This window comes from Naumannella huperziae, assembly GCF_054073625.1.
This window is the reverse complement of record NZ_JBSXPH010000001.1, coordinates 2638579-2664540: the sequence shown is the minus strand read 5'-3', so window position 1 is coordinate 2664540 and position 25962 is coordinate 2638579. Positions and strand designations below refer to the sequence as shown.

Sequence of the window (25962 nt, the reverse complement as noted above, 5' to 3'; positions counted from 1 at the left end):
ATGAATCCCCAGGCCTATCTCCTGCCGCTGTGCATCGGGCTGACCCTGGTCGGCCTGGTCGCCACCGTGATCACCTGGCGGACCAGCAAGCGGCGCGGCAAGGCCGTCCAGATGTTCGGGCTGGCGCTGTTGCCCGTCGGGCTCTACCTGACCGGTCTGTTGCTGCTGGTCTGGAACTTCGTGGCCGGGGTCATCGCCTGGGCCTTTGCGCTGATCCTCGCCCCCGTGGTCTGGGTCGGCCTCGGCTTCGTCGGCTTGGCGATCGTGTTGTGGGTGATCGGCGGCATCGCGGCAGCACGGGCCGCGGCCAAGGCGCTTCCCGCGGGGACGGCCGACGCCGGCGCGGTCGCACCCGCGCCCCGGAGCTCGACCGCGCAGCCCGGCACGCCGCCGAAGAAGGCCGCGGGCGGCAAGCAGCCCGCCGATCCCGAGCTGGACGAGATCGAGGCCCTGCTCCGCAAGCGGGGGATCGAGTGAGGGTACGCGCGTGAGCGGCCGGGAACTCGGCGGCTACGACGAACGATTCGCCGACGACGACGGCTCGCCGGATGCGCTGGTACGCGACCGGCTGGTCGCGGCCGGCAGCGGCCGCCCCGAGGCCTACCTGGACGCGGTCGTCGCCCTGTGCGGCGCGCGGCTGCTCGTCCCCGTCCTTGCCGCCGGGGACGAGACGCTGACCCCCGATCCGAACCGGGAGGGCGATGTCTCCGCCGTCTTGCTGCAGCGACCGGACGGCGCTCGAGCCCTGCCGGTGTTCACGGGCAGCGACTCGGCGGCGGCCTGGCATCCGCAGGCCCGACCGATTCCCGCGACCCTGGACCGGGTTGCCCAGACCGCTCTCGCGGAGGGGGCGGGCACGGTGCTGGTCGATGTGGTCGGCCCGGCGCCCCTGACGATCGAGGGCGAGGTGCTCGGCGAACTCGCCCAGGGGCATCGACTGGTCCGTCTGCCCGACGGCTTCGGCTGGGCCCGCACCGCCCCGGCGGAGCCGACGGAATAGTCGCGGCCCGGCACGCGTTCCACCCTTGTGGTCGCGCGATGTGAGATTCATCGCGCAAGCCGCTACCATTGACCGCGATCACCGACGGGTTGTCACCATCGGTGGTCCCACCGAACAAGCGGGGATCTGATCTCCCACCCGAGCGGCGCCACGACCACAGGTTGCGGAAGTTGCCGGGTTCACGGGTCGCGGGCGTTTGCCGTCCGCGCCCTCCGATCAGGCCTCCGCGGACGCGGGGGCCTTTCTTGGTTGCGCCAGGCGGTGGCGTAACCGGCAATCGTCCACGAGGAGGACACATCAGCACTGAACCGCGCATCAACGATCGCATCCGCGTCTCCGAGGTCCGACTGGTCGGCCCGGCGGGGGAGCAGGTGGGGATCGTTCGCATCGACGACGCTCTGCGGTTGGCCCGCGAGTCCGATCTCGACCTGGTCGAGGTCGCCCCGATGGCCCGTCCGCCGGTGGCGAAGCTCATGGACTACGGCAAGTTCAAGTACGAGAGTGCGCAGAAGGACCGCAACAGCCGGCGGAACCAGTCGAACACGGTGATCAAGGAGATGAAGCTCCGACCGAAGATCGACAGCCACGACTACGAGACCAAGAAGGGTCACGTGGTCCGGTTCCTGAAGGCGGGCGACAAGGTGAAGATCACGATCATGTTCCGCGGCCGGGAGCAGTCCCGCCCGGAGCTCGGCTTCAACCTGCTGAAGCGGCTGGCCGACGATGTCGAGGAGTTCGGCTTCGTCGAGTCCAATCCCAAGCAGGACGGCCGGAACATGCTGATGGTCCTCGGCCCGCACAAGAAGAAGTCGGAGGCCAAGGCCGACGTCGACGCCGATCGCGACCGCCGCGCGGCGGAGCGTACCGAGAGCGCCGAGGCCGAGCGCGTCGAGCTGGCCGAACGGCGCGAGAAGGTTGCCGCCGCCCCGGCGAAGAAGAAGAAAAAGGGTCCGGCCGACAACATGGACCCCGACATCGACCTGTAGGAACCGGTCGGCGCGAGCGCCGATCACAAGCAAGGCCGGTACGCCGGCCCTGGCAGCAGAAGGAGGGCCCACCATGCCCAAGATGAAGACGCATTCCGGTGCGAAGAAGCGGTTCCGGATCACCGGCTCGGGCAAGGTCATGCACCGCAAGGCCGGCAAGATGCACCTGAACGAGCACAAGCCGTCCACCCGGACCCGTCGTCTCGACGGCGATGCGGTGATGTCGACCGGCGACGCCAAGAAGGCCCGCAAGCTGCTCGGCAAGTGAGCCGCTGAACACCCCGTCCGCGCCCGACCGGCGCGACCAACTTCGTGCCGGCCCCCCCGGCGCCCCGACAAGGAGAGATCGACATGGCACGCGTGAAGCGTTCCGTCAACGCGCACAAGAAGCGCCGCGAGGTCCTGGAGCAGGCCTCCGGTTACCGCGGGCAGCGCTCGCGCCTGTACCGCAAGGCCAAGGAGCAGGTTACCCACTCGCTGGTCTACGCCTACCGGGATCGTCGCGCCCGCAAGGCCGACTTCCGCAAGCTGTGGATCCAGCGGATCAACGCCGCCGTCCGCGCGGAGGGGATGACCTACAACCGGTTCGTCTCCGGCCTGAAGACCGCCGGCGTCGAGGTGGACCGCAAGATCCTCGCCGAGCTGGCCGTCAGCGACCCGAAGGCGTTCACCGCGCTGGTCGAGGTCGCCAAGGCCAACCAGGGCGTCCAGGCCGCCTAAGCCGCAGCCGTTGACTTCGTCGACCCCCGGGCCGATCGCACCCGCCTCCGCGGCGGAGCTGCGGTCGGCCCGTCGGTTGTCGGCGCGCAAGCAGCGTCGCGAGCGGGCGGAGTTCCTGGTCGAGGGTCCGCAGGCGGCCCGCGAAGCGCTCGCCGTACCCGGCCTGGTCTCGGCACTGTTCGCCACCAGCGAGGCGGCCGCCCGGCACGCAGACCTGATCGCGACAGCCGACGCCGCGGGGGTACGCCTGCGTGTGGTCGATGATCAACAGCTCGCCCTGCTGGCGGACACCGTCCATCCCCAGGGCATCGTCGCGATCGCTCGCAGCATCGGGACCGATCTCGTCACGGCCCTCGCCGGGGATCCGCGCCTGGTGGTGATCTGCGCGCAGATCCGCGATCCGGGCAATGCGGGCACGGTGATCAGATGCGCCGACGCGTTCGGTGCGGATGCGGTGATCATGACCGAGGGTTCGGTGGAGCTGACCAGCCCCAAGGTCGCCCGGGCCAGCGTCGGGAGCATCTTCCACCTGCCGATCGCGACCGGCGTACCCGTCGCGGATGCGATCGCCGCGTGCCGCGACCGCGGGCTCGCCGTCTACGCCGCCGACGGCTCCGCGGATCGCCGCACCGATCAACTCGCCGCCGACGGCGCACTTGCCCGGCCGACCGCGTGGCTGTTCGGCAACGAAGCATGGGGTCTGCCGCCGGCCGACGCGGCGCTCGCCGATGCGCGGGTCGCGGTGCCGATCCGCGGGTCCGCCGAGAGCCTCAATCTGGCGACCGCGGCCGCCGTCTGCCTCTACGCCTCGACCACCGCGCAGCACCCGACCGGTCGTTGATTCGCGTCAGGAACCTGCATGGCCGGCTCCAGGCGATCATGGAAGATCAATCGCTACCGAATCGACGCCGGTCGTCTTGTCGAGCTGGACTGACCAATCGCGTCCGACAGACTGACTATCGTCGGGGAATGAGCGCCGAACTGCCCGCCACGATGCCCGCGGTCGCGATGACCGACTCGCTGCCCGCGACCGACGACCGGTCGCTGGTCGACATCGAGGTCCCGGTGCCCAGGCCGGGTCCGCGCGATCTGCTCGTCGAGATCGCCGCGGTCGCGATGAACCCGGTGGACACCAAGATCCGCCGCTCGGCGGGCCGACAGGAGCCGCCGAAGATCCTCGGTTACGACGCGGTCGGGACCGTCCGGGAGGTCGGCGCCGAGGTTGCGTTGTTCTCCGTCGGCGACCGGGTCTGGTACGCCGGGGACCGAAACCGGCCGGGTAGCAATGCCGCGTACCAACTCGTCGACGAACGCATCGTCGGCACCGCGCCGGCCACGCTCTCGGACGCCGAGGCCGCGGCGGTCCCGCTGACCGCGATCACGGCCTGGGAGGCGCTGTTCGATCGGCTCCGGGTCGGGACCCAGACCACCGGCCGGCTGCTGGTGATGGGCGGAGCGGGCGGGGTCAGCTCCATGATCATCCAGCTCGCCCGGCGACTGACCGGGCTGACGGTGATCGGCACCGCGTCCCGCGAGGAGTCCGCCGAGTGGGTACGCGAACTGGGCGCCGACGCCGTGATCGATCATCGGCGCCCGCTCACCGAACAGATCGACGGGCCGGTCGACCTTGTCTTCTCGTCCCACAGCGACGGCCGGGCGGCGGAGTTCGCGCAGGTGCTCGCCCCGCAGGGTTCGCTGGTGTTGATCGACGACCCGGCCGAGTTCGACGTCCGTGCGTTCAAGGCCAAATCGATCACGGTCTGCTGGGAGTCGATGTTCACCCGGCCGACGTTCGCCACCGCGGATCTGGTCCGGCAGCACGAGATCCTGGACCGGGTCGCCCGGCTGATCGACGACGGCACGCTTCGTACCACCCTGGCCGAGACGGTCGACGGCATCACGGCCGCGAACCTGCGGGCGGCGCACGCCCGCATCGAGGCCGGCGACGCCGTCGGCAAGCTCGTCCTGCTGCGCTGAGCGGTCGCGCGGGGCCCTGGCTGCACCCGGGTGTGCAGAATGGTTGTCATGACCACCTGCGACGCACCCGAGGACCGGTACGCGACGGACCCGCTGGGCGTCGCCGAGGCCGACCGGTTGGCCGAGGTGATGCAGGGGCTGGCCTCGCCGGTCCGGCTCCGGCTGCTCGGGGTGCTGCGATCCGGGCCGGCGACCGTGACCGAGTTGTGCGTGGCGATCGACGCCGGGCAGGCATCGGTGTCCAATCACCTACGGCTGATGCGCCATCTCGGGCTCGTGGTCGGCGAGCGCGAGGGACGCCGGGTCCGCTACCGGCTGTTCGACGATCACGTCTCCGCGGTCTACGACGAGGCGGTACGCCACCTCGGTCACCTGCGCTCCCAGCCCTGAGCGGCGACGCGCGCCCGGCGCCCGAAACCCGCACGCCGCCCCGGCGCGCATTCCCTAGACTGGCCGGCGCAGAACCACCCGAAGGAGTCTCCTTGACCAGTCCGAACGACAACGAGCCGGCGCCGCCCGCCGCGCTCGACGCCGCGAGCGTCGAGCGCCTGGTCGCGGAGGCGGAGGCCGCGTTCGCCGCGGCCGGCAGCACCGCCGAGCTCAAGGCCGCCCGGATCGCCCACACCGGCGACCGTTCGGCGCTCGCCCTGGCCAACCGGGAAATCGGATCCCTCCCTCCGGCCGATCGCAAGGACGCCGGCCGCCGGATCGGCCAGGCCCGCGGTCGTGTCAATGCGGCCCTGGCCTCCCGCGAGGCCGAGATCGTCGAGACCGAGCTGGCGCAGCGGCTGGCCGACGAGCGGGTGGACGTCACGCTGCCGGTCGAGCTCGGCCCGCAGGGTGCCGCGCATCCGGTCACGGCGCTGATCGACAAGATCGCCGACGTCTTCGTCGCGATGGGCTGGGAGATCGCCGAGGGCCCGGAGGTCGAGTCGGAGTGGATGAACTTCGATGCGCTCAATCTGCACCCCGACCACCCGGCGCGCGCCGAACAGGACACGCTCTTCGTCGAGCCCAGGGATCGCAGTCTGGTGCTGCGGACCCATACCTCCCCGGTCCAGCTTCGCGCGCTGTTGGAGCGGCCCTTGCCGGTCTACGTCGTCGCGCCCGGCAAGGTCTACCGCGCCGACGAACTCGACGCGACCCACCTCCCGGTCTTCCACCAGGTCGAGGGGCTGGTCGTCGACGAGGGCATCACGCTCGGTCACCTGATGGGCGCGCTGGAGCACTTCGCCCGCGAGATGTTCGGTGACATCCGGCTGCGGTGGCGACCCGACTACTTCCCGTTCACCGAGCCGAGCGTCGAGGTGGACCTGGAGTGCTTCGTCTGTCACGGCGAGTCGGTGGGCAATCCTGACCGACCGTGCCGGACCTGCCGGTCGGAGGGCTGGATCGAGTGGGGCGGCAGCGGCGTGGTCAACCCGCGGGTGCTGGCGGCCGCCGGTGTCGACACCGATCGTTACACCGGGTTCGCGTTCGGGATGGGCATCGAGCGCACATTGATGTTCCGCAACGGAGTGGAGGACATGCGCGACATGGCCGAGGGCGATGTGCGATTCAGCCGTTCGCTGGTCGGGGAGGCACGATGAGGGCGCCGATCGGCTGGATTCGTGAGTACGCCGACCTGCGCGATGATCTTGATCCCGTGGAGCTGCGCGAGCAGTTGACCCGCGGCGGGCTGGAGGTCGAGGCCATCGATCGCGCCGGTGCCGATGTCACCGGGCCGGTGGTGATCGGTCGCGTGGAGTCCTTCACCGACGAGCCGCAGAAGAACGGCAAGATCATCCGCTGGTGCGCCGTCGACGTGGGGGAGTACAACGCGACATCCGAGGTCACCGGCGGTGGCCCGCGGGGGATCGTCTGCGGCGCGCACAACTTCGCCGCGGGCGACCTGGTCGTGGTGGCGCTGCCCGGTGCCGTGCTGCCCGGCGATTTCGCGATCTCGGCACGCAAGACCTACGGGCACATCTCGGACGGGATGATCTGCTCGGCTCGCGAGCTCGGCCTGGGCGACGAGCACGAGGGCATCCTCGTGCTGCCGCCCACCGATGATCATGGTGTCGCGCTGCGCCCCGGTCAGGACGCGGCCGATGCCCTGCGCCTGCGCGAGGACGTGCTCGACGTTGCGGTCACGCCGGATCTGGCGTACTGCCTGTCGATCCGCGGGATCGCCCGGGAGGCCGCGTTGGCCAACGACGTGACGTTCACCGACCCGGTCGAGCAGCCGGTGCCGGCCGAGACCGCCGGCGGCTGGCCGGTTCGGCTGGAGACCCCGAAGGCCTCGCTCTACACGATGATCACCGTCGACGGCATCGACCCGACCAGGCCGACGCCGCAGTTCATCACCCGGCGCCTCCAGCTCTCCGGGGTACGCCCGATCTCGCTGACCGTCGACGTCACCAACTATGTGATGTTGGAGATCGGCCAGCCGCTGCACGCCTTCGATGCCGACAAGGTGGCGGGCGCGATCGTGGTCCGGGAAGCCGCAGCCGGGGAGCGGTTGACCACGCTCGACGACAAGGACCGCGAGCTGCAGCCCGGTGATCTGTTGATCACCGACGACTCCGGTCCGATCGGTCTCGCCGGCGTGATGGGCGGGGCCAGTACCGAGATCTCCGATGCGAGCACGCGCGTGATCATCGAGTCGGCCGTGTTCGACCGGATCCAGGTGGGGCGTACCTCGCGTCGGCTCAAGCTGGTCTCGGAGGCCTCGCGCCGGTTCGAGCGCGGGATCGACGCCGACGCGGCCTATGCGGCCGCGCTCCGCGCCGCCGATCTCCTGACCACCCACGGGGGCGGGTCCGTGACCGGCACGACGGTGGTCGGCAAGGTCGCGCCGATGCCGGCCCAGCGGATCGACGCGACGCTGCCCGGACGGGTGTTGGGCGCTCCGATCGGCACCGGCGAGGTGATCGACATCCTCGAGCGCAGCGGCGTCGAGGTGACCGCGCTGGGCGACTCACTGAGTCTTGTCCCGCCCACCTGGCGCGGCGACCTGATCGATCCGTTCGACTACGTCGAGGAGGTCGGGGCCAAATGGGGCGTCGACCGGATCGAGCCGGTCGTGCCGACGGCCCCGGTCGGGCGCGGTCTGACCCGTGGTCAGCGCGGGCGGCGCGCGGTGAACCGTGCCGCCATCGCCGCCGGCTTCGTCGAGGTGCTCAGCTTCCCGTTCATCTCGGTCGAGGACCTGGACCGGCTGGGGGTGCCCGACGACGATCCGCGCCGCGATCTCGTCACCCTGGCCAACCCGCTGTCGGACCGCCAGCCCAACCTGCGCAGCAGCCTGCTGCCCGGCCTGTTCGGCGCGGTCGCCCGCAACACCAGCCGTTCCAATGACGACCTCGCCCTGTTCGAGACCGGCACCGTCTTCACCGGCGCTGCCCGGCCGAGCGCGCCGGTGCCGCCGGTCGATCGCCGGCCCTCCGATGCCGAGCTGTCCGCGCTGGCGGCCGCGCTGCCGGACCAGCCCTGGCACTTCGCCGGGGTCCTGACCGGTCAGTGGGACCCGCCGGGCTGGACCGGGCCCGCCCGGCCGGTCGGGTGGCAACACGCCGTCGCGCTCGCCGAGTTGGCAGCACGCTCCGTCGGGGTGCGGCTGGACCGCCGGGCCGCCGAGCAGGCGCCCTGGCACCCGGGTCGCTGTGCGGCGCTGCTGATCGGCGAGGAGGTGATCGGGTACGCGGGCGAGCTGCATCCGAGCGTGATCGCGGCCTACGGGCTGCCGGAGCGTACCTGTGCCGTCGAGCTGGATCTCGATCGGCTGCTCGCGCATGCGCCCGCGCTCGGTGTGGTCACGCCGGTATCGGGTCACCCGGTCGCGAAGGAGGATGTTGCGCTCGTCGTGGACGAGGAGATCACCGCGGCGCAGGTGCAGCGGGCCCTGGCCGCCGGCGCCGGCGAGTTGTTGGAGTCGGTGCGGCTGTTCGACATCTATCGCGGCCCTCAGGTCGGCGACGGCCGGAAGTCGTTGGCGTACGCCCTGCGGTTCCGGGCACCGGACCGGACGCTGACCGACGCCGAGGCCGCGCAGGCGCGCGACGCCGCGGTGGCCCGGGCGGCCGAGGAGACCGGGGCCGTGCAACGCGCCTGAGCCGCCGGGTCGGTCGAGCGGCCGGCACCTGCCCTCGTGTCGTCAGTTATCGCCCCCTGGCGGGGTCGGCAGGCGGCGATACCTCACGAAGAGAGGTGGGTCTTGGCGGGTAGCCACCGGCCCGTCGGACGGGTCGGGGCATCATGAGGCATGGACATTTCCGTCGCGCTCGACTTCGCTGCCGCCAACCACCGTGCCGTGCTCGGCACCCGGCGACGCGATGGCGGACCCCAGCTCTCGCCGGTGGTCGCGGGGGTGATCGACGGCGCCCTGGTGGTGTCGAGCCGCGCCGGCCTGGCCAAGGTCAGCAACCTTCGCCGTGACCCTGCGGCGACTCTGTTGATCATGACCGACGCCTTCTTCGGCCCGTGGGTCCAGGTCGAGGGCCCGGCGACCATCCGTGATCAGTCCGATCCGCGCACGCTCGGCCTGCTGGAGGACGTGTACCGCTCGATCGCCGGCGAACACCCCGACTGGGCCGACTATCGGCGAGCCATGATCGAGGAGGACCGGGTGGTGATCGAGATCCGTCCGGAGCGCGCGGCCGGCGTACCTCCCCGGGGGTGACGTCTCGTCAACGATCCGTCGGGTCGGACAAACCCATCAACCGCGCGCCGTTGCGCCAGAGCACGGTGCGCAGCCAGTCCTCGCCGTGGTCGAGCCGGACCAGCGACTCGATCTGGTGGGCGTAGGGGTAGGGGATGTTGGGGAAATCGCTGCCGAGCACGACGCGCTCGGCCAGCTCGGCCAGGCGCCCGGCGTACCCGGATGGCATCGGCCAACGCGCCTGCGTGAAATCGGTCCCGACCATCGTGGTGTCGAGATGTACGCGCGGATGGCGCTCGACCAGGTCGGCGAACGCGTGGTACTCCGGCAGTCCCGCGTGCGCGATCACGAGCACCAGATCGGGAAAGCGATCAAGGACCCGGGCGATCGGCGAAACCCCGGTGAAGGCTCCCGGCTGCGGGCCGGAACCGCAGTGGATGACGATCGGTACGCCCGTCGCCTGCAACTGTTCCCAGCACGGATCCAGCAACGGGTCGTCGGGCGCGAAGGCACCCACCTGCACATGCATCTTGATCAACCGGGCGCCGGCGGCGAGTGCCCGGGCCAGATAGTCCGGTGCGTCCGGCTCCGGGTAGAGGGTGGCCGAGTGCACGGCATCGGGTACCCGCGCGGCGAAATCGGCACACCACTCGTTGAGCCAGCGGGCCATTCCCGGCTTGTGCGGATAGGTGAGTGAGGGGATGGCGCGCAGGCCGAGTCGGCGCGCGATGCGCAGCCGGTCGGGCTCGGGTAGGCGATACTGGATCGGCCAGGGGCGACCGAGGCGTTCGCCGGCCGTGTCGAAGTAGGCCCAGACCTTGTCCAGCATCCGCTCGGGCAGGAAGTGCACGTGGATGTCGGCCAGGCCGGGAATGCCGAGCTCGCGGCAGAACCGGGGAAGCTGCTCGTCGGTGAGGGGCACGGCCCGATCCTAGTTCGTGGAATAACTATTCCGCGTATGGCATAATCATCCGCATGACGTTCCGAGTGGCGGTGGCCGGGTGCACGGGGTACGCCGGAGGCGAGGCGCTGCGCTTGTTGTTGTCGCACCCCGATGCCGAGATCGGCGCCCTGACCGCGGGCTCCTCCGCCGGGTCGCGGCTGGCCGAGCACCAGCCCCATCTGCGGCCGCTGGCCGGGCGTACCGTCGCCGAGACCTCCGCGCAGAACCTGGCCGGGCACGATGTGGTGATCATGGCGCTGCCCCACGGCACCTCGGGGGCACTGGCGGCCGAGCTGCCGGACGACGTGCTGGTGATCGACTGCGGGGCGGATCACCGGCTGGCCGACCCGGCCGCCTGGCAGCAGTTCTACGGCAGCCCGCACGCCGGAAGCTGGCCCTACGGGCTGCCCGAGTTGCCGGGCCAGCGCGACAAACTCGCCGGCGCTCGCCGGATCGCCGTGCCCGGCTGCTATCCGACCACCGCGACGCTCGCGCTGCTGCCCGGCCTGACCTCCGGCCTGATCGACGGGCGCGATGTCGTGGTGGTCGCCGCGAGCGGTCCGTCCGGCGCCGGCCGGGCGCCCAAGCCGCACCTGCTCGGCGCGGAGCTGATGGGCTCGGCTTCGGCCTACGGCGTCGGCGGGGTGCACCGGCACGTCCCTGAGCTGCGGCAGAACCTCACGGCGCTGGGCGCCGAGGATCCATCCGTCTCGTTCACCCCGGTGCTGGTGCCGATGGCCCGGGGCATCCTCGCGACCTGCACCGCTCCCGTCGCGCGGCCCACCGATGCCGAGGAGGTACGCCGGGCCTGGCGCGACGCCTTCGCCGACGAGCCGTTCGTCGAGCTGCTCGACGAGGGCGCCTGGCCACAGACCCAGCACGTCATCGGCTCGAACGCGGTACACGTCCAGGTCGCGCTCGACGAGGCCGCCGGCCGGATCGTCGCGGTCGCCGCGCTGGACAACCTGACCAAGGGCACCGCGGGTGGAGCCGTGCAGTGCCTGAATCTGGCGCTCGGGCTGCCGGAGCGTACCGGCCTGAGCACGATCGGGGTCGCACCATGAGCGTCACCGACCCGGTCGGGTTCACCGCCGCCGGGGCGACCGCGGGCCTCAAACCGAGCGGGCGCCCCGATCTCGCCGTGGTGCACAACACCGGACCGGAGGACAGCGCCGCCGCCGTCTTCACCGGCAACCGGTTCCCGGCCGCCCCCGTCACCGTCTCCCGCGCGCACGCGGCCGACGGGCACCTGCGCGCCGTGGTGCTGAACTCCGGGGGCGCCAACGCCTGCACCGGCGAGCAGGGACTGGACGACGCCCGGGCGATGGCCGCCGCGACCGGTGCCGCGCTCGGCCTGCCCGCCGACGCGGTCGCCGTGTGTTCCACCGGCCTGATCGGCCAGTTGATCGATCTTCGCCTGGTCGAACCCGGCATCGCGAGCGCGGCCCGCGCGCTCTCCGCCGACGGCGGGCCCGCTGCGGCGGAGGCGATCATGACGACCGACACCGTGCCGAAGCAGGCTCGCGCCGGCCGGGACGGCTGGTCGATCGGCGGGATGGCCAAGGGCGCGGGGATGCTCGCGCCCGGCCTGGCCACCATGCTGGTCGTGCTCACCACCGACGCATCGGTCCCGCCCGATGCGCTGGCCGCCGCGCTGCAGACCGCCTGTCGGGTGACCTTCGACCGGGCCGATTCCGACGGCTGCATGTCGACCAACGACACCGTCATCGCGCTGGCCAACGGAGCGTCGGGCATCGTCCCCGACCCCGGTGTGTTCGCCACCGCGTTGACCGAGGTCTGCGCCGACCTCGCGCGGCAGTTGATCGCCGACGCCGAGGGCGCGTCCCACGAGATCGCGATCACGGTCGTGAATGCCGCGAGCGAGGACGAGGCCGTCACCGCCGCCCGCGCGGTTGCCCGGTCCAACCTCTTCAAGTGTGCGGTCTTCGGCAACGACCCGAACTGGGGAAGGGTGTTGTCGGCACTCGGCACCACCGATGTCGCCTTCTCGCCCGAGGACGTCGACGTGTCCTTCAACAAGATCACCGTCTGCCGTGGCGGCGCGATCGGCGAGGACCGTGCGCTGGTCGACCTGTCCGGCCGTTCGGTCGAGGTCGGGGTGGATCTGCGGGCCGGGTCGAGCACGGCCACCGTGCTGACCAACGATCTCACCTACGACTACGTCAAGGAGAATGCGGAGTACTCGACATGAACGAGCTGACCCTGGTCGAGAAGGCCGCCATCCTGACCGAGGCGCTGCCGTGGCTGGAGACCTATGCCGGCAAGACCATCGTGATCAAGTACGGCGGCAATGCCATGATCAACGAGGATCTGAAACGCGCGTTCGCCCAGGACGTGGTCTTCATGCGCCGCTGCGGGCTGTTCCCGGTCATCGTGCACGGCGGCGGGCCGCAGATCTCGGCGATGCTGCAGCGGCTCGGCATCTCGAGCGAGTTCCGCGGCGGCCTGCGGGTGACCACCCCCGAGGTGATGGACGTCGTCCGGATGGTGCTGGTCGGTCAGGTCGGCCGGGACCTGGTCGGGTTGATCAACTCCCAGTCCACCCTGGCGGTCGGAATGTCGGGGGAGGACGGCGGGCTGTTCACCGCGACCCGGCGTACCGCCAGCGTCGACGGGCAGGAGGTCGATCTCGGACTGGTCGGCGACGTCACCGGGGTACGCACCGAGGCGATCGGCGGCCTGCTGGCGGCGGGCCGGATCCCGGTGGTGGCGAGCATCGCCCCCGACGCCGAGGGCATGGTGCACAACATCAATGCCGACAGTGCGGCCGCGGCATTGGCGGTCGCGCTCGGGGCGGAGCGGCTGGTCATCCTCACCGACGTCGAGGGGTTGTACGCCGACTGGCCCAACTCGGCCGACATCGTCAAGGAGATGCCGGCCTCCAGGCTGCGCGAACTCTTGCCCAGTCTCGAATCGGGCATGTTGCCGAAGATGGAGGCGTGTCTGCGCGCGGTCGAGGGCGGCCTCAGCCGGGCGACGATCAGCGACGGCCGGGTCGCGCACGCGCTGCTGCTGGAGATCTTCACCAATGCCGGCATCGGGACCATGATCACCCGCGACGGGATGATCCGGCTTGGCAGCCGGGTGTTCTCCGCCGAGACCGGCATCCCGCAACACGAGTACTACAACGGAGGAGCACCGTGACCGACCTCGTTCCGCCTCACGTGGGCAGCGCCACGGTGCTGCGCGGCTACGCCGACGCGATGATCAACGCGTTCGGTACGCCGAAGCGCGTCTTCGTGCGCGGCGAGGGTTGTCAGGTCTGGGATGCCGACGGCCGCCGCTACACCGACCTGCTGTCCGGGCTCGCGGTGAACGCGCTCGGCCATGCCCACCCGACGGTGCTGGCGGCGATCACGGGCCAGTTGAGCACGCTGGGTCACGTCTCCAACCTCTTCGCCACCCCGGCCCAGGTCGCCCTCGCCCAGCGGCTCACCGAACTCGCGGGCGAGGACGCCCGGGTCTTCTTCACCAACTCGGGCAGCGAGGCCAACGAGGCGGCGTTCAAGATCACCCGGATGACCGGCCGGAGCCGGATCGTCGCCGCCGAGGGTTCCTTCCACGGACGCACCATGGGCGCGCTGGCGCTGACCCACAATCCGAAGTACCGCGAGCCGTTCGCGCCGTTGCCGGGCGACGTGACCTTCGTGCCCTACGGCGACGCCGACGCGCTTGCCGCAGCCGTCGACGACACCGTCGCCGCGGTGGTGCTGGAGCCGATCCAGGGCGAGAACGGCATCGTGGTCCCGCCCGCGGGCTATCTGGCCGCCGCGCGCGAGATCACCGCGCGACACGGCTCGCTGCTCTGGCTGGACGAGGTGCAGACCGGCATCGGGCGGGCCGGTGAGTGGTTCGCTCATTCCGCGGAGTCGGTCACGCCGGACCTGATCACGATCGCCAAGGGGCTCGGCAACGGGTTCCCGGTCGGCGCGTGCCTGGCGCTCGGCCCCGCCGCGGGACTGCTGCAGCCCGGATCGCACGGCAGCACCTTCGGCGGCAATCCGGTGGCCGCCGTGGCGGGGCTGGCGGTCCTCGGCGTGATCGAGCGCGACGGCCTGTTGGAGCGTTCCCGGGCCGCCGGCGATCGGTTGGCCGACGCGCTGGCCGCGCTGGGGCACCCGCTGATCGCGCAGGTACGCGGGCGCGGCCTGCTGCGCGGCATCGTGCTGAACGCCCCGATCGCGGCCGCGGTCAGCGATGCCGCCCTCGATGCGGGCTTCGTGATCAACGCGCCGCGGCCGGACGTGCTGCGCCTCGCGCCGCCGTTGATCATCTCCGACGCGGAGCTGGACGGGTTCGTCGCCGCCCTGCCGGGCCTGCTCGACGCGCACGAGGCGGCCGCATGACCAGGCACTTCCTCGCCAACGACGACCTGAGCGCGGCCGAGCAGGCGCGCGCGCTGGATCTGGCCGCGGAGCTCGCCGCCGACCCCTACGCGTACCGCCCGTTCGACGGCCCGCGCTCGGTGGCGATCATCTCCGACAAGCCGACCCTGCGCACGCAGCTCTCGTTCCAGGTCGGGATTGCCGACCTCGGCGGCAATGCCGTGATGGTGGACGGCAACCTCGCCGGCATCGGCACCCGGGAGTCGATCCCGGACTCGGCCCGGGTGCTCGGCCGTCAGGTCGCCCAGATCGTCTGGCGCACCGGCGCGCACGAGCGGATCGAGGAGCTCGCGACCCATGCCGGCGTACCGGTGATCAACGCGCTCACCGACGCCCACCACCCGTGCCAGGTGCTCGCCGACCTGCTCACCCTGGCCCAGCACCGGGGCGACGGCAGCGCGGCGTCGCTGCGCGGGATGCGGATGACCTATCTGGGCGACGGCGGCAACAACATGGCCCACTCCTACGCGCTGGCGTGCGCGCTGGCGGGGATGCGGTTGGCGATCGCGGCACCGGAGGGCTACCACCCCGATCCGGACATCCTGGTTCGGGCGCAGGCGATCGCCGCCGAGACCGGCGGGGCGGTGTCGGTGACCGACGAGCCGGGCGCGCACGGCGCCGACGCGGTCGTCACCGACACCTGGCTGTCGATGGGCCAGGACGGCGCGGAGGAGCGCGCGCGGGTGTTCTCGCCGTACGCCGTCACCCCGGAGCTGATGGCCCAGGCGCCCGACGCCGTCGCGCTGCACTGCCTGCCGGCCTACCGCGGCAAGGAGATCGCCGCCGAGGTGCTGGATGGGCCGAGGTCGCTGGTCTGGGACGAGGCGGCCAACCGCCGTCCGGCGCAGAAGGCGATCATGATCATGCTCGACGAATCGGCGGGGGAGCGATGAGCGTACCGATCACCACGAAGGCCGCCCGGCAGAGCCTGATCGTCACGCTCGTCGGCTCGCGGCTCATCCGCTCCCAGGCCGAGCTGGCCGAACTGCTCGGCCAACACGGCATCGAGGTGAGCCAGGGCACGCTGTCGAAGGATCTGCTGGAGGTCGGCGCAACCCGGATCCGCGCCGCCGAGGGGCAGTTGATCTACGCGGTGCCGGGCGAGGGCGGCGACCGCTCGGTCGTGGCGGGAGAGTCCGATGCGTTCGACAAGAAGCTGGCGCGGGTCTGTGAGGAGGTCCTGGTCTCCGCGGACGCCTCGGCCAATCTCGCCGTGTTGCGTACCCCGCCGGGGGCCGCGCAGTACTTCGCCTCCGCGATCGATCACGCCGCCTGGCCGGAGATCCTCGGCACCATCGCCGGTGACGACACGATCCTGGTGATCAGCCGGGACCCGGTGGGTGCGGCCGCGCTGGTGGAGCGCTTCGTGGCCCTGCGTCCGGCCGACGGCCGTCGCCCTGCGGGTGACGGGGACTGATCACTGCCCGGCGCGGGCCGCTAGCGTCGCCCGTACCGAGCCACCGACCGACGCGGGCAGCAGTGCTCGCGGGACCCGAGGAGATTTGCATGCCAGCCGACGCCACCGCGACGCCGGAGCCGAGCCGCGCGCCCGATGCCGGCGCGGCCGGACAGGGGCGGCTGTGGGGTGGTCGGTTCGCCGGCGGCCCCGCGGAGGCCATGTTCGAGCTGAGCAGGTCGACGCAGTTCGACTGGCGACTCGCCCGCCACGACTTGGCCGGGTCGCGCGCGCACGCCCGCGCGCTGCACGCGGCCGGGCTGCTCACCGCCGACGAGCTGGCGGGCCTGCTGCGCGGGATCGACGAGCTCGATGCCCGGGTCGCCTCCGGGGAGTTCGGGCCCGCGCCCACCGATGAGGATGTGCACGGAGCGCTGGAGCGAGGGCTGATCGAGATCGTCGGCGCCGAGCTCGGCGGCCGACTGCGGGCCGGGCGGTCCCGCAACGATCAGATCGCGACGCTGATCCGGCTCTATCTGCGCGAGGAACTCACGGTGATCGCCGATGGTGTACTCGCGGTGATCGCCGCCCTGACCGCCCAGGCGCAGGACCTGCTCGGCGTACCGATGCCGGGGCGTACCCATCTGCAGCACGCCCAACCCGTGCTCGTCTCCCACCACCTGCTGGCCCATGCGTGGCCGCTGCTGCGCGATCTGCAACGGATCGCGGATCTGCGCGGGCGGCTGGACGAGAGCCCGTACGGCTCGGCCGCCCTGGCCGGTACCTCGCTCGGGCTGGACCCGGAGGCCGTCGCCGCCGACCTCGGCTTCGCCGGTTCGGTCCCCAATTCGATCGACGGCACCGCGGCCCGCGACCTCACCGCGGAGGCGGCCTACGTGCTCGCCCAGATCGGGGTCGACCTGTCGCGGATCAGCGAGGAAGTGATCTTGTGGAGCACGCACGAGTTCGGCTTCGTCACGCTGGACGATGCCTGGTCCACCGGGTCGAGCATCATGCCGCAGAAGAAGAACCCGGATGTCGCCGAGCTCGCCCGCGGCAAGGCGGGCCGGCTGATCGGCAATCTGACCGGCCTGCTCGCCACGCTCAAGGGCCTGCCGTTGGCGTACAACCGCGATCTGCAGGAGGACAAGGAGCCGATCTTCGACGGCATCGACCAGTTGCGCATCCTGCTGCCGGCGGTCGCCGGCCTGCTGGGCACGCTGACCTTCCACCGCGACCGGTTGGCCGCCCTCGCTCCGCAGGGGTTCTCGCTGGCCACCGATCTGGCCGACTGGCTGGTGCGGCGCCGGGTGCCGTTCGCGCGCGCCCACGAGATCGCCGGCGAGGCGGTACGCCTGTGCGAGGCCCGGGGGATCGAGCTGACCGACCTGACCGCCACCGATCTCGCCGAGATCTCACCAGAACTCGACGCGGAGGTGCTGGAAATGCTCACGGTGTCCGGCGCGATCGCCGCCCGCAGCGGGCGCGGCGGCACCGCCCCGGCCCGGGTGGCTGAGCAACTGGCCGAGGTGGCGGAACTGGCCGCCCGGCTGCGCGCCGAAACCGGATTGCCGTCGGGCGACGCCGGTCGGGCAGGATGACGGCCGTGAGCACTGTGTACGACGAACTGTCCTGGCGCGGCCTGATCGCCAACTCCACCGAGCCGGAGGCGCTGTCCGCGGCGCTGGCCGGCGACCCGCTCACCTTCTATGTCGGGTTCGATCCGACCGCGCCGAGCCTTCACATGGGCAATCTGGTGCAGTTGACAATTGCCCGTCGCCTGCAGGCGACGGGACACCGGCCGCTGCTGCTGGTCGGCGGGTCGACGGGACTGATCGGGGATCCGAAGGACTCCGGCGAGCGCACTCTCAACGCGCCCGAGGTGGTGGCCGAGTGGGTGGCACGCATCCAGGGGCAGGTCTCCTCGCTGATCGATCTCGGGGGCGACAACCCTGCGCGGTTGGTGAACAACCTGGACTGGACCGCGGGCCTGTCGGTGCTGGACTTCTTGCGCGATGTCGGCAAACACTTCCCGGTGAACCGGATGCTGGCCCGTGACGTCGTGCGCAACCGGCTCGAGGACGGCATCTCCTACACCGAGTTCTCCTACGTGTTGTTGCAGTCGTTGGACTACCTCGAGCTCTTCCGCCGCTACGGATGCACCCTGCAGTTCGGCGGCAGTGACCAGTGGGGCAACATCACGGCCGGCGCCGAGCTGGTCCGGCGGGTGACCGGCGAGCGGGTGCACGCGATGGCGAGCCCGTTGCTGACCAAGGCCGACGGCACGAAGTTCGGCAAGACCGAATCCGGCACGGTCTGGCTAGACCCGAATCTGACCAGTCCGTACGCCTTCCACCAGTTCTTCCTCAATGCCGAGGACGCCAAGGTGATCGAGTACCTGAAGGTGTTCTCCGACCGGGATGCCGACGAGATCGGTCAGTTGGAGGTCGATACCGCCGAGCGGCCGCACGAGCGCCGGGCCCAACATGCCCTGGCAGACGATGTGACGACGCTGGTTCACTCGGCGCAGGAAACCGAGGCTGCCAACGCTGCCGCGCAGGCCCTGTTCGGACGCGGGGAACTGGGTGCCCTGTCCGCCGCGACCCTGGACAGCGTGCTGACCGAGATCGGTGCACCGGTCGTGGAGCGGCCCGAGCTGCCGACCGTCGCCGACGCCTTTGAACTCGCCGGGGTGGTCGGCAGCAAGTCGCAGGCCCGGCGGATGGTTGCCGAGGGTGGGGCGTACCTGAACAACGAGCGGGTGGCCGATGCCGACCGTCGGCTCGGCCCCGACGACCTCCTCCATGGGCGGTACGCCGTCCTCCGCCGCGGCCGCAAGACGGTCGGCGGCCTCCGATTTGCCCAGCGCGTGGCGGACGCGTAATCTCGCCATCCGCCTCGACGGAACCGGGCAACCGGGACCATGGCGGCGAGAGTTGACAAGGGTCGGCTCAACCCGTACAGTAGGCGAAGCCCAATGAGGCGGTCGCGCTCGGCGCGACGGCGTGGGCACCACCCAATGAGCGAGGGGTAAGGCGTGCGTCCAGTCTGGACCCGCTGAGGCCCGCCGCAGTGGTGCGCCTCCCGGTGAGAGTCCGGATCGGCCGAGTTGACAGAGCTCGACGAGGCCGGTAGAGTAGGCCAAGCCTTCTGAGGCAGAAAGCTCCTGAGGAGCACAGCCAGAAGGTACCAACCGCGAGAAGACAACGGGATACGTGCGCGTCCTGGACAGGATCCACGAGCACCCGGGGTTCGAACGACGGTCGGACCGGGGCCGCAGAGCGGATTTGACTCCGCCGAGCAGCCCCAATAAAGTAAGTCGAGTTGCCCCAAGCGGAGATCGAAAGATCGAAGCGCGGAGCGCGAGCGAAACTTGAGAACTCAACAGCGTGCTTAAAAGTCAATGCCAAGCAATGCATTTACCTCGTCAGTCGTGACGATCCGGCTTGCCGGAGAGTGACGACGATGAGTTCCTTTGATGAATGATATGGGTCCTGTTTCCTTGGACCCGGTCAGGCATCTCGAAGTTGACTTCCGCATCACCTCGCGTGATGTGGGCCAAATTTCAACGGAGAGTTTGATCCTGGCTCAGGACGAACGCTGGCGGCGTGCTTAACACATGCAAGTCGAACGGTAAGGCCCCTTCGGGGGTACACGAGTGGCGAACGGGTGAGTAACACGTGAGCAACCTGCCCTTGACACTGGGATAAGCGATTGAAAAGTCGTCTAATACCGGATACGACCCACACAGGCATCTGAGTGGGTGGAAAGCTCCGGCGGTCAAGGATGGGCTCGCGGCCTATCAGCTTGTTGGTGAGGTAACGGCTCACCAAGGCTTCGACGGGTAGCCGGCCTGAGAGGGCGACCGGCCACACTGGGACTGAGATACGGCCCAGACTCCTACGGGAGGCAGCAGTGGGGAATATTGCGCAATGGGCGAAAGCCTGACGCAGCAACGCCGCGTGCGGGATGACGGCCTTCGGGTTGTAAACCGCTTTCAGCTCCGACGAAGCTAACGTGACGGTAGGAGCAGAAGAAGCACCGGCCAACTACGTGCCAGCAGCCGCGGTAATACGTAGGGTGCGAGCGTTGTCCGGAATTATTGGGCGTAAAGAGCTTGTAGGCGGTCTGTCGCGTCGGAAGTGAAAACTCAGGGCTTAACCCTGAGCCTGCTTCCGATACGGGCAGACTAGAGGAAGGTAGGGGAGAACGGAACTCCTGGTGGAGCGGTGGAATGCGCAGATATCAGGAAGAACACCGGTGGCGAAGGCGGTTCTCTGGACCTTTCCTGACGCTGAGAAGCGAAAGCGTGGGGAGCAAACAGGCTTAGATACCCTGGTAGTCCACGCCGTAAACGGTGGGCACTAGGTGTGGGACTCATTCCACGAGTTCCGTGCCGTAGCTAACGCATTAAGTGCCCCGCCTGGGGAGTACGGCCGCAAGGCTAAAACTCAAAGGAATTGACGGGGGCCCGCACAAGCGGCGGAGCATGTGGATTAATTCGATGCAACGCGAAGAACCTTACCTGGGTTTGACATATACCGGAAACATCTGGAGACAGGTGCCCCGCAAGGTCGGTATACAGGTGGTGCATGGCTGTCGTCAGCTCGTGTCGTGAGATGTTGGGTTAAGTCCCGCAACGAGCGCAACCCTCGTCCTATGTTGCCAGCGGATAATGCCGGGGACTCATAGGAGACTGCCGGGGTCAACTCGGAGGAAGGTGGGGATGAGGTCAAGTCATCATGCCCCTTATGTCCAGGGCTTCACACATGCTACAATGGCTGGTACAAAGGGCTGCGAGACCGCAAGGTTTAGCGAATCCCAAAAAGCCAGTCTCAGTTCGGATTGGGGTCTGCAACTCGACCCCATGAAGTCGGAGTCGCTAGTAATCGCAGATCAGCAACGCTGCGGTGAATACGTTCCCGGGCCTTGTACACACCGCCCGTCAAGTCATGAAAGTCGGTAACACCCGAAGCCGGTGGCCCAACCCTTGTGGAGGGAGCCGTCGAAGGTGGGACTGGTGATTAGGACTAAGTCGTAACAAGGTAGCCGTACCGGAAGGTGCGGCTGGATCACCTCCTTTCTAAGGAGCCCATTGGCGACACGATGTGTCGTCCAAGCGCTTCGTACCGAGACGTTCGTTCTCGGCGAGGCAGGCTACGGAATGTGGAACATTGACCATTAAGCCGAGTCGAAGCATCGCGTCAGTACAACCCGGGCCCTCGTGGCACGGGAGTGGAACCTCGCGGAGCGGAGCTCGGCCCGGGCACGCTGTTGGGTCCTGAAGGGTCGGTCGCGTCAGCAACCACTCTTCGCGGACCAGGTATGGGAGGCCGGCAACGGTCGAACACCTGGTACCGCCCGTATCTTGAGAACTTCACAGTGGACGCGAGCATCTTTGTAGTAACAACAAGCTACTAAGGGCGATCGGTGGATGCCTAGGCACCAAGAGCCGATGAAGGACGTTGTAACCTGCGATAAGCCCCGGGGAGCTGGTAAACAAGCTTCGATCCGGGGATCTCCGAATAGGGAAACCTCGAAGGAAACCGGAGTCATGTCCGGCGACCCCTGCCTGAACACATAGGGCAGTGGGAGGGAACGTGGGAAAGTGAAACATCTCAGTACCCACAGGAAGAGAAAACAACAGTGATTCCGTAAGTAGTGGCGAGCGAACGCGGAAGAGGCCAAACCGCATCTGTGTGATAGCTGACAGGCGTTGCAGTTGCGGTGTTGAGGGGCCGTCCAGACCAGGCTGTCGACTGGTCAGGGAGTCATAAATGATCTCAGAAGACGAAGAACTCTGGGAAGGTTCGGCACAGAAGGTAATACCCCTGTAGTCGTAATGTGATCACTCTCGGACGTCACCCCAAGTAACACGGTACCCCTGAAATACCGTGTGAATCTGGCGGGACCACCCGCTAAGCCTAAATACTCCTTGGTGACCGATAGCGGACCAGTACCGTGAGGGAAAGGTGAAAAGTACCCCGGGAGGGGAGTGAAATAGTACCTGAAACCGATCGCCTACAAACCGTCGGAGCCCTACGGGGTGACGGCGTGCCTTTTGAAGAATGAGCCTGCGAGTTAGTGGTATGTGGCGAGGTTAACCCGTGTGGGGAAGCCGTAGCGAAAGCAAGTCCGAACAGGGCGACTGAGTCGCATGCCCTAGACCCGAAGCGGAGTGATCTATCCATGGCCAGGGTGAAGCGACGGTAAGACGTCGTGGAGGCCCGAACCCACTTCAGTTGAAAATGGAGGGGATGAGCTGTGGATAGGGGTGAAAGGCCAATCAAACTCCGTGATAGCTGGTTCTCCCCGAAATGCATATAGGTGCAGCGTCGCATGTTTCTTGCCGGAGGTAGAGCACTGGATAGTCTAGGGGGCCCACAAGCTTACCGAAATTAACCAAACTCCGAATGCCGGCAAGTCAAAGTGCGGCAGTGAGACTGTGGGGGATAAGCTTCATAGTCGAGAGGGAAACAGCCCAGATCACCAGCTAAGGCCCCTAAGCGATTGCTAAGTGGAAAAGGATGTGGAGTTGCGCAGACAACCAGGAGGTTGGCTTGGAGGCAGCCACCCTTGAAAGAGTGCGTAATAGCTCACTGGTCAAGTGATTCCGCGCCGACAATTTAGCGGGGCTCAAGCAATCCGCCGAAGCTGTGGCATTCACGTACTAGCCCGGTACTTGTACCCAGGCGCGTGAATGGGTAGGGGAGCGTCGTGTGCGCGAAGAAGCGGCGGGGTGACCCAGCCGTGGAGAGCACACGAGTGAGAATGCAGGCATGAGTAGCGAATGACGGGTGAGAAACCCGTCCGCCGAATATCCAAGGGTTCCAGGGTCAAGCTAATCTGCCCTGGGTGAGCCGGGACCTAAGGCGAGGCCGACAGGCGTAGTCGATGGACAACGGGTTGATATTCCCGTAGCCGGCTTGTGAACGACCCTGCCGAGGCAGGTAATGCTAAGCACGGAAGGCCGTCGGATGTCTTCGGACGGATGACGACTGACTCTGCGACCCAAACTTGTATTAGGCAAGCTGCGGAGTGACGCAGGAAGGTAGCCCAACCCGGGCGATGGTTGACCCGGGCCAAGTGCGTAGGGCGAGGCGTAGGCAAATCCGCGCCTCATGTGCCCGAGACAGGATGGCTCGGCGGCATACGTGCCGTCGGGTGGGTGATCCTAAGCTGCCTAGAAAAGCTTCGTGAGCGAGTTCACCGGCCGCCCGTACCCCAAACCGACACAGGTGGATAGGTAGAGAATACCAAGGCGATCGAGATAATCATGGTTAAGGAACTCGGCAAAATACCCCCGTAACTTCGGAAGAAGGGGGGCCGGATACGTGTAAGGGTTCGCCCCTGAAGCGTTGATGGCCGCAGAGACCAGGCCCAAGCGACTGTTTACCAAAAACACAGGTCCGTGCCAAGTCGTAAGACGATGTATACGGACTGACTCCTGCCCGGTGCTGGAAGGTTAAGGGGAAGCGTTAGTTTCGGCGAAGCGCTGAACTTAAGCCCCAGTAAACGGCGGTGGTAACTATAACCATCCTAAGGTAGCGAAATTCCTTGTCGGGTAAGTTCCGACCTGCACGAATGGAGTAACGACTTGGGCGCTGTCTCGACCATGAACTCGGTGAAATTGCACTACGAGTAAAGATGCTCGTTACGCGCAGCAGGACGGAAAGACCCCGGGACCTTTACTACAGTTTGGTATTGGTGATCGGTGCAACTTGTGTAGGATAGGTGGGAGACTTTGAAGCGGCCACGCCAGTGGTCGTGGAGTCAATGTTGAAATACCACTCTGGTTGTTCTGGTTATCTAACCTAGATCCGTTATCCGGATCAGGGACAGTGCCTGATGGGTAGTTTGACTGGGGCGGTCGCCTCCCAAAAGGTAACGGAGGCGCCCAAAGGTTCCCTCAGCCTGGTTGGCAATCAGGTGTTGAGTGTAAGTGCACAAGGGAGCTTGACTGTGAGAGAGACATCTCAAGCAGGGACGAAAGTCGGGACTAGTGATCTGACGGTGGCATGTGGAAGCGCCGTCACTCAACGGATAAAAGGTACCCCGGGGATAACAGGCTGATCTTGCCCGAGCGTCCATAGCGACGGCATGGTTTGGCACCTCGATGTCGGCTCGTCGCATCCTGGGGCTGGAGTCGGTCCCAAGGGTTGGGCTGTTCGCCCATTAAAGCGGCACGCGAGCTGGGTTCAGAACGTCGTGAGACAGTTCGGTCCCTATCCGCTGCGCGCGTAGGAGTCTTGAGAAGAGCTGTCCTTAGTACGAGAGGACCGGGACGGACTAACCTCTGGTGTGCCAGTTGTTCTGCCAAGAGCACGGCTGGTTGGCTACGTTGGGAAGTGATAACCGCTGAAAGCATCTAAGCGGGAAGCACGCTTCAAGATGAGGGCTCCCACTCCTTGTGAGTTAAGGTCCCCGGAAGACCACCGGGTTGATAGGTCGGATGTGGAAGTGCAGTAATGCATGGAGCTGACCGATACTAATAGACCGAAGGCTTGTCATTACAAAGATGCTACGCGTCCACTGTGGGGTTCCCGAGATACGGTCGGGAACATCCGATCACATCTCAATAGAGTTTCGGTGATCATGGCGAGAGGGAAACACCCGGTTCCATTCCGAACCCGGAAGTTAAGCCTCTCAGCGCCGATGGTACTGCACGGGGGACCGTGTGGGAGACTAGGACGTCGCCGGACATTACAACAACCCCCGGGCCGCATTCGTGCGACACCGGGGGTTGTTCTATTTCTGGGCGTTTTGGTGCCGCGTAGCCTCGAGGGCCTCGCGCGAAGTGCCAGGCGCGAGCTGAGCCGGCAGCCGCGAGTGTTACTCGTGCCGCGTCTGCCGATTGGGCTCGCGGCTCCCGACCGGGCCCGCATGTGCCGACTGAGTCCGCGTCTGCCGGGTGCGCCCGCGTGATGTGGCGTGAACCGCAGCCGCGAGCAGAACCGGCAGCCGCGAGTGTTACTCGTGCCGCGTCTGCCGATTGGGCTCGCGGCTCCCGACCGGGCCCGCATGTGCCGACTGAGTCCGCGTCTGCCGGGTGCGCCCGCGTGATGTGGCGTGAACCGCAGCCGCGAGCAGAACCGGCAGCCGCGAGTGTTACTCGTGCCGCGTCTGCCGATTGGGCTCGCGGCTCCCGACCGGGCCCGCATGTGCCGGCTGGGTTCGCGTCTGCTGGCTGGGGTCGCGCCTGCTCGCTGAGTCCGCGCCTGCCGGCTGGGTTCGCGCCTGCCGGGTGGGTTCGCGGCTGTCGGTTGGGTTCGCGGCTGTCGGCCTGGCCCGGGTGGGGCGGTCAGGCCGGGGTTGGTTTGCGGGCCGGCTTCGCATGCACAACGATGGGTAGGTGATGGATTCTTCGAGCGCCGGTGGCGATGAGAGCGAGCCCCGGGGCGATCGGCCGCGTCGCAGCAGACGGGACGGGCCGCCGAGTGGGGGTGCGGGCAGCCGCGGCAGGGGAGGCGGCCCACGCGGTCGTGGGAGTGGCCCCGCCGGGCGTTGGTCGAAGCGCGATGGCACGGGCGGCTCTCGACGAGCAGGTTCTGACGACTCCGGGAATGGTGCGGGCGGTTCCCGAGGCCAGGGAACGGGTCGATCCGGCGGCCGGGGCGCCGCTCAGCGTCCGGCCGGTTCCCGCGGCGCAGGCTCCGGCCGAGGCGAGGGCAGAGGTTTCGGCTCGGGCAGTGGCGGCCGGGGAGGGCCGGCCCGCGGCAGGTCGACGGGTGGCGGTTTTCGGCGCGAGGGTGCCGGGCGAGGGGATGAGCGGCGGCGTCGCGACGACCTGTCCGACGATCGCTCGGGTTCGAACAACAACGGCGCGGCGTCGGGTGGATCCCGGGCCGACGGGCGTACCCGCCGAGGCCCGGCCGGCGAGTCCCGCGGGGCGGGT

The 25962-nt window shown here is 68.2% G+C and carries 20 protein-coding genes and 3 rRNA genes; 22 read left to right on the top strand and 1 reads right to left on the bottom strand.

What is annotated here, in order from left to right:
* The 11 genes from ACXDC7_RS12635 (at position 1) to ACXDC7_RS12585 (ending at position 9343) form a co-directional block, all read left to right on the top strand.
* Entirely contained in the window at positions 1 to 477 is a 477-nt protein-coding gene (locus tag ACXDC7_RS12635; protein ID WP_459222356.1) for a hypothetical protein, read from the top strand.
* 10 nt (positions 478 to 487) lie between these two features.
* A complete protein-coding gene (locus ACXDC7_RS12630; RefSeq protein ID WP_459222355.1) occupies positions 488 to 1000 on the top strand; it encodes an SseB family protein in 513 nt (170 codons plus the stop codon).
* Between the two features lie 245 nt (positions 1001 to 1245).
* Positions 1246 to 1986 (top strand): translation initiation factor IF-3, encoded by a 741-nt coding sequence (gene infC, locus ACXDC7_RS12625; protein WP_179446062.1) that lies wholly within the window; start codon positions 1246 to 1248, stop codon positions 1984 to 1986.
* A 73-nt stretch (positions 1987 to 2059) separates the two neighbouring features.
* Positions 2060 to 2254: a 50S ribosomal protein L35 gene (rpmI, locus tag ACXDC7_RS12620; RefSeq protein WP_179446063.1), complete on the top strand. Its 195-nt coding sequence runs from the start codon at positions 2060 to 2062 to the stop codon at positions 2252 to 2254.
* Positions 2255 to 2337: 83 nt separating this feature from the next.
* Positions 2338 to 2706, top strand: a complete 369-nt coding sequence (gene rplT / locus ACXDC7_RS12615) for a 50S ribosomal protein L20 (RefSeq protein ID WP_179446064.1) — start codon at positions 2338 to 2340, stop codon at positions 2704 to 2706.
* Positions 2707 to 2716: 10 nt separating this feature from the next.
* Positions 2717 to 3547 carry a TrmH family RNA methyltransferase gene (locus ACXDC7_RS12610; RefSeq protein ID WP_459222354.1) on the top strand — a complete coding sequence of 277 codons (831 nt, stop codon included), beginning with the start codon at positions 2717 to 2719 and terminating at the stop codon, positions 3545 to 3547.
* Between the two features lie 128 nt (positions 3548 to 3675).
* The gene (locus ACXDC7_RS12605; protein WP_246292658.1) at positions 3676 to 4683 is read left to right on the top strand and encodes a zinc-binding alcohol dehydrogenase family protein; all 1008 of its coding nucleotides are present in this window, start codon (positions 3676 to 3678) and stop codon (positions 4681 to 4683) included.
* A 48-nt stretch (positions 4684 to 4731) separates the two neighbouring features.
* Complete coding sequence (locus ACXDC7_RS12600) at positions 4732 to 5073, top strand: ArsR/SmtB family transcription factor (RefSeq protein ID WP_179446066.1); 342 nt, start codon at positions 4732 to 4734, stop codon at positions 5071 to 5073.
* A 92-nt stretch (positions 5074 to 5165) separates the two neighbouring features.
* Positions 5166 to 6272 carry a phenylalanine--tRNA ligase subunit alpha gene (pheS, locus tag ACXDC7_RS12595; RefSeq protein WP_179446067.1) on the top strand — a complete coding sequence of 369 codons (1107 nt, stop codon included), beginning with the start codon at positions 5166 to 5168 and terminating at the stop codon, positions 6270 to 6272.
* Positions 6269 to 8776 (top strand): phenylalanine--tRNA ligase subunit beta, encoded by a 2508-nt coding sequence (pheT, locus tag ACXDC7_RS12590; RefSeq protein WP_459222353.1) that lies wholly within the window; start codon positions 6269 to 6271, stop codon positions 8774 to 8776. The genes pheS and pheT overlap by 4 nt, the downstream gene beginning before the upstream one ends.
* 150 nt (positions 8777 to 8926) lie before the next feature.
* Positions 8927 to 9343, top strand: coding sequence for a PPOX class F420-dependent oxidoreductase (locus ACXDC7_RS12585; RefSeq protein ID WP_179446069.1), 417 nt, complete (start codon positions 8927 to 8929; stop codon positions 9341 to 9343).
* A gap of 7 nt (positions 9344 to 9350) precedes the next feature.
* On the opposite strand, the gene ACXDC7_RS12580 is transcribed toward ACXDC7_RS12585, so the two are convergent.
* On the bottom strand, positions 9351 to 10244 hold the full coding sequence (locus ACXDC7_RS12580; RefSeq protein ID WP_459222352.1) for an amidohydrolase family protein: 894 nt from the start codon (positions 10242 to 10244) through the stop codon (positions 9351 to 9353).
* 53 nt (positions 10245 to 10297) lie between these two features.
* Between ACXDC7_RS12580 and argC the strand changes: the two genes are divergently transcribed.
* From argC to rrf, 11 genes are all read left to right on the top strand, one after another.
* A complete protein-coding gene (gene argC / locus ACXDC7_RS12575) occupies positions 10298 to 11329 on the top strand; it encodes an N-acetyl-gamma-glutamyl-phosphate reductase (RefSeq protein ID WP_179446071.1) in 1032 nt (343 codons plus the stop codon).
* Positions 11326 to 12477: a bifunctional glutamate N-acetyltransferase/amino-acid acetyltransferase ArgJ gene (gene argJ / locus ACXDC7_RS12570; protein ID WP_459222351.1), complete on the top strand. Its 1152-nt coding sequence runs from the start codon at positions 11326 to 11328 to the stop codon at positions 12475 to 12477. Before argC ends, argJ begins: the two co-directional genes overlap by 4 nt.
* The gene (gene argB, locus ACXDC7_RS12565) at positions 12474 to 13430 is read left to right on the top strand and encodes an acetylglutamate kinase (protein WP_459222350.1); all 957 of its coding nucleotides are present in this window, start codon (positions 12474 to 12476) and stop codon (positions 13428 to 13430) included. The genes argJ and argB overlap by 4 nt, the downstream gene beginning before the upstream one ends.
* Positions 13427 to 14632 (top strand): acetylornithine transaminase, encoded by a 1206-nt coding sequence (locus ACXDC7_RS12560; protein ID WP_459222349.1) that lies wholly within the window; start codon positions 13427 to 13429, stop codon positions 14630 to 14632. Before argB ends, ACXDC7_RS12560 begins: the two co-directional genes overlap by 4 nt.
* The gene (gene argF, locus ACXDC7_RS12555; protein WP_459222348.1) at positions 14629 to 15564 is read left to right on the top strand and encodes an ornithine carbamoyltransferase; all 936 of its coding nucleotides are present in this window, start codon (positions 14629 to 14631) and stop codon (positions 15562 to 15564) included. Before ACXDC7_RS12560 ends, argF begins: the two co-directional genes overlap by 4 nt.
* Entirely contained in the window at positions 15561 to 16088 is a 528-nt protein-coding gene (locus tag ACXDC7_RS12550) for an arginine repressor (protein ID WP_179446076.1), read from the top strand. The genes argF and ACXDC7_RS12550 overlap by 4 nt, the downstream gene beginning before the upstream one ends.
* An 89-nt stretch (positions 16089 to 16177) precedes the next feature.
* A complete protein-coding gene (gene argH, locus ACXDC7_RS12545; protein ID WP_459222347.1) occupies positions 16178 to 17668 on the top strand; it encodes an argininosuccinate lyase in 1491 nt (496 codons plus the stop codon).
* A gap of 5 nt (positions 17669 to 17673) precedes the next feature.
* Positions 17674 to 18951: a tyrosine--tRNA ligase gene (gene tyrS, locus ACXDC7_RS12540; RefSeq protein WP_459222346.1), complete on the top strand. Its 1278-nt coding sequence runs from the start codon at positions 17674 to 17676 to the stop codon at positions 18949 to 18951.
* Positions 18952 to 19632: 681 nt separating this feature from the next.
* Positions 19633 to 21150 (top strand): 16S ribosomal RNA (locus ACXDC7_RS12535).
* A 324-nt stretch (positions 21151 to 21474) separates the two neighbouring features.
* A 23S ribosomal RNA gene (locus tag ACXDC7_RS12530) occupies positions 21475 to 24579 on the top strand.
* A gap of 73 nt (positions 24580 to 24652) precedes the next feature.
* Positions 24653 to 24769: ribosomal RNA gene (rrf, locus tag ACXDC7_RS12525) — 5S ribosomal RNA — on the top strand.
* Together the 16S, 23S and 5S rRNA genes form the textbook arrangement of a ribosomal RNA operon.
* The last annotated feature ends 1193 nt before the right edge of the window (positions 24770 to 25962 follow it).

Excerpts from the sequence above, each read along its gene's own strand:
- ACXDC7_RS12635 (WP_459222356.1), top strand. The coding sequence starts at position 1 with ATGAATCCCCAGGCCTATCTCCTGCCGCTGTGCATCGGGCTGACCCTG.
- rpmI (WP_179446063.1), top strand. The coding sequence starts at position 2,060 with ATGCCCAAGATGAAGACGCATTCCGGTGCGAAGAAGCGGTTCCGGATC.
- rplT (WP_179446064.1), top strand. The coding sequence starts at position 2,338 with ATGGCACGCGTGAAGCGTTCCGTCAACGCGCACAAGAAGCGCCGCGAG.
- ACXDC7_RS12605 (WP_246292658.1), top strand. The coding sequence starts at position 3,676 with ATGAGCGCCGAACTGCCCGCCACGATGCCCGCGGTCGCGATGACCGAC.
- ACXDC7_RS12600 (WP_179446066.1), top strand. The coding sequence starts at position 4,732 with ATGACCACCTGCGACGCACCCGAGGACCGGTACGCGACGGACCCGCTG.
- pheT (WP_459222353.1), top strand. The coding sequence starts at position 6,269 with ATGAGGGCGCCGATCGGCTGGATTCGTGAGTACGCCGACCTGCGCGAT.
- ACXDC7_RS12585 (WP_179446069.1), top strand. The coding sequence starts at position 8,927 with ATGGACATTTCCGTCGCGCTCGACTTCGCTGCCGCCAACCACCGTGCC.
- argC (WP_179446071.1), top strand. The coding sequence starts at position 10,298 with ATGACGTTCCGAGTGGCGGTGGCCGGGTGCACGGGGTACGCCGGAGGC.
- argJ (WP_459222351.1), top strand. The coding sequence starts at position 11,326 with ATGAGCGTCACCGACCCGGTCGGGTTCACCGCCGCCGGGGCGACCGCG.
- argB (WP_459222350.1), top strand. The coding sequence starts at position 12,474 with ATGAACGAGCTGACCCTGGTCGAGAAGGCCGCCATCCTGACCGAGGCG.
- argF (WP_459222348.1), top strand. The coding sequence starts at position 14,629 with ATGACCAGGCACTTCCTCGCCAACGACGACCTGAGCGCGGCCGAGCAG.
- ACXDC7_RS12550 (WP_179446076.1), top strand. The coding sequence starts at position 15,561 with ATGAGCGTACCGATCACCACGAAGGCCGCCCGGCAGAGCCTGATCGTC.
- argH (WP_459222347.1), top strand. The coding sequence starts at position 16,178 with ATGCCAGCCGACGCCACCGCGACGCCGGAGCCGAGCCGCGCGCCCGAT.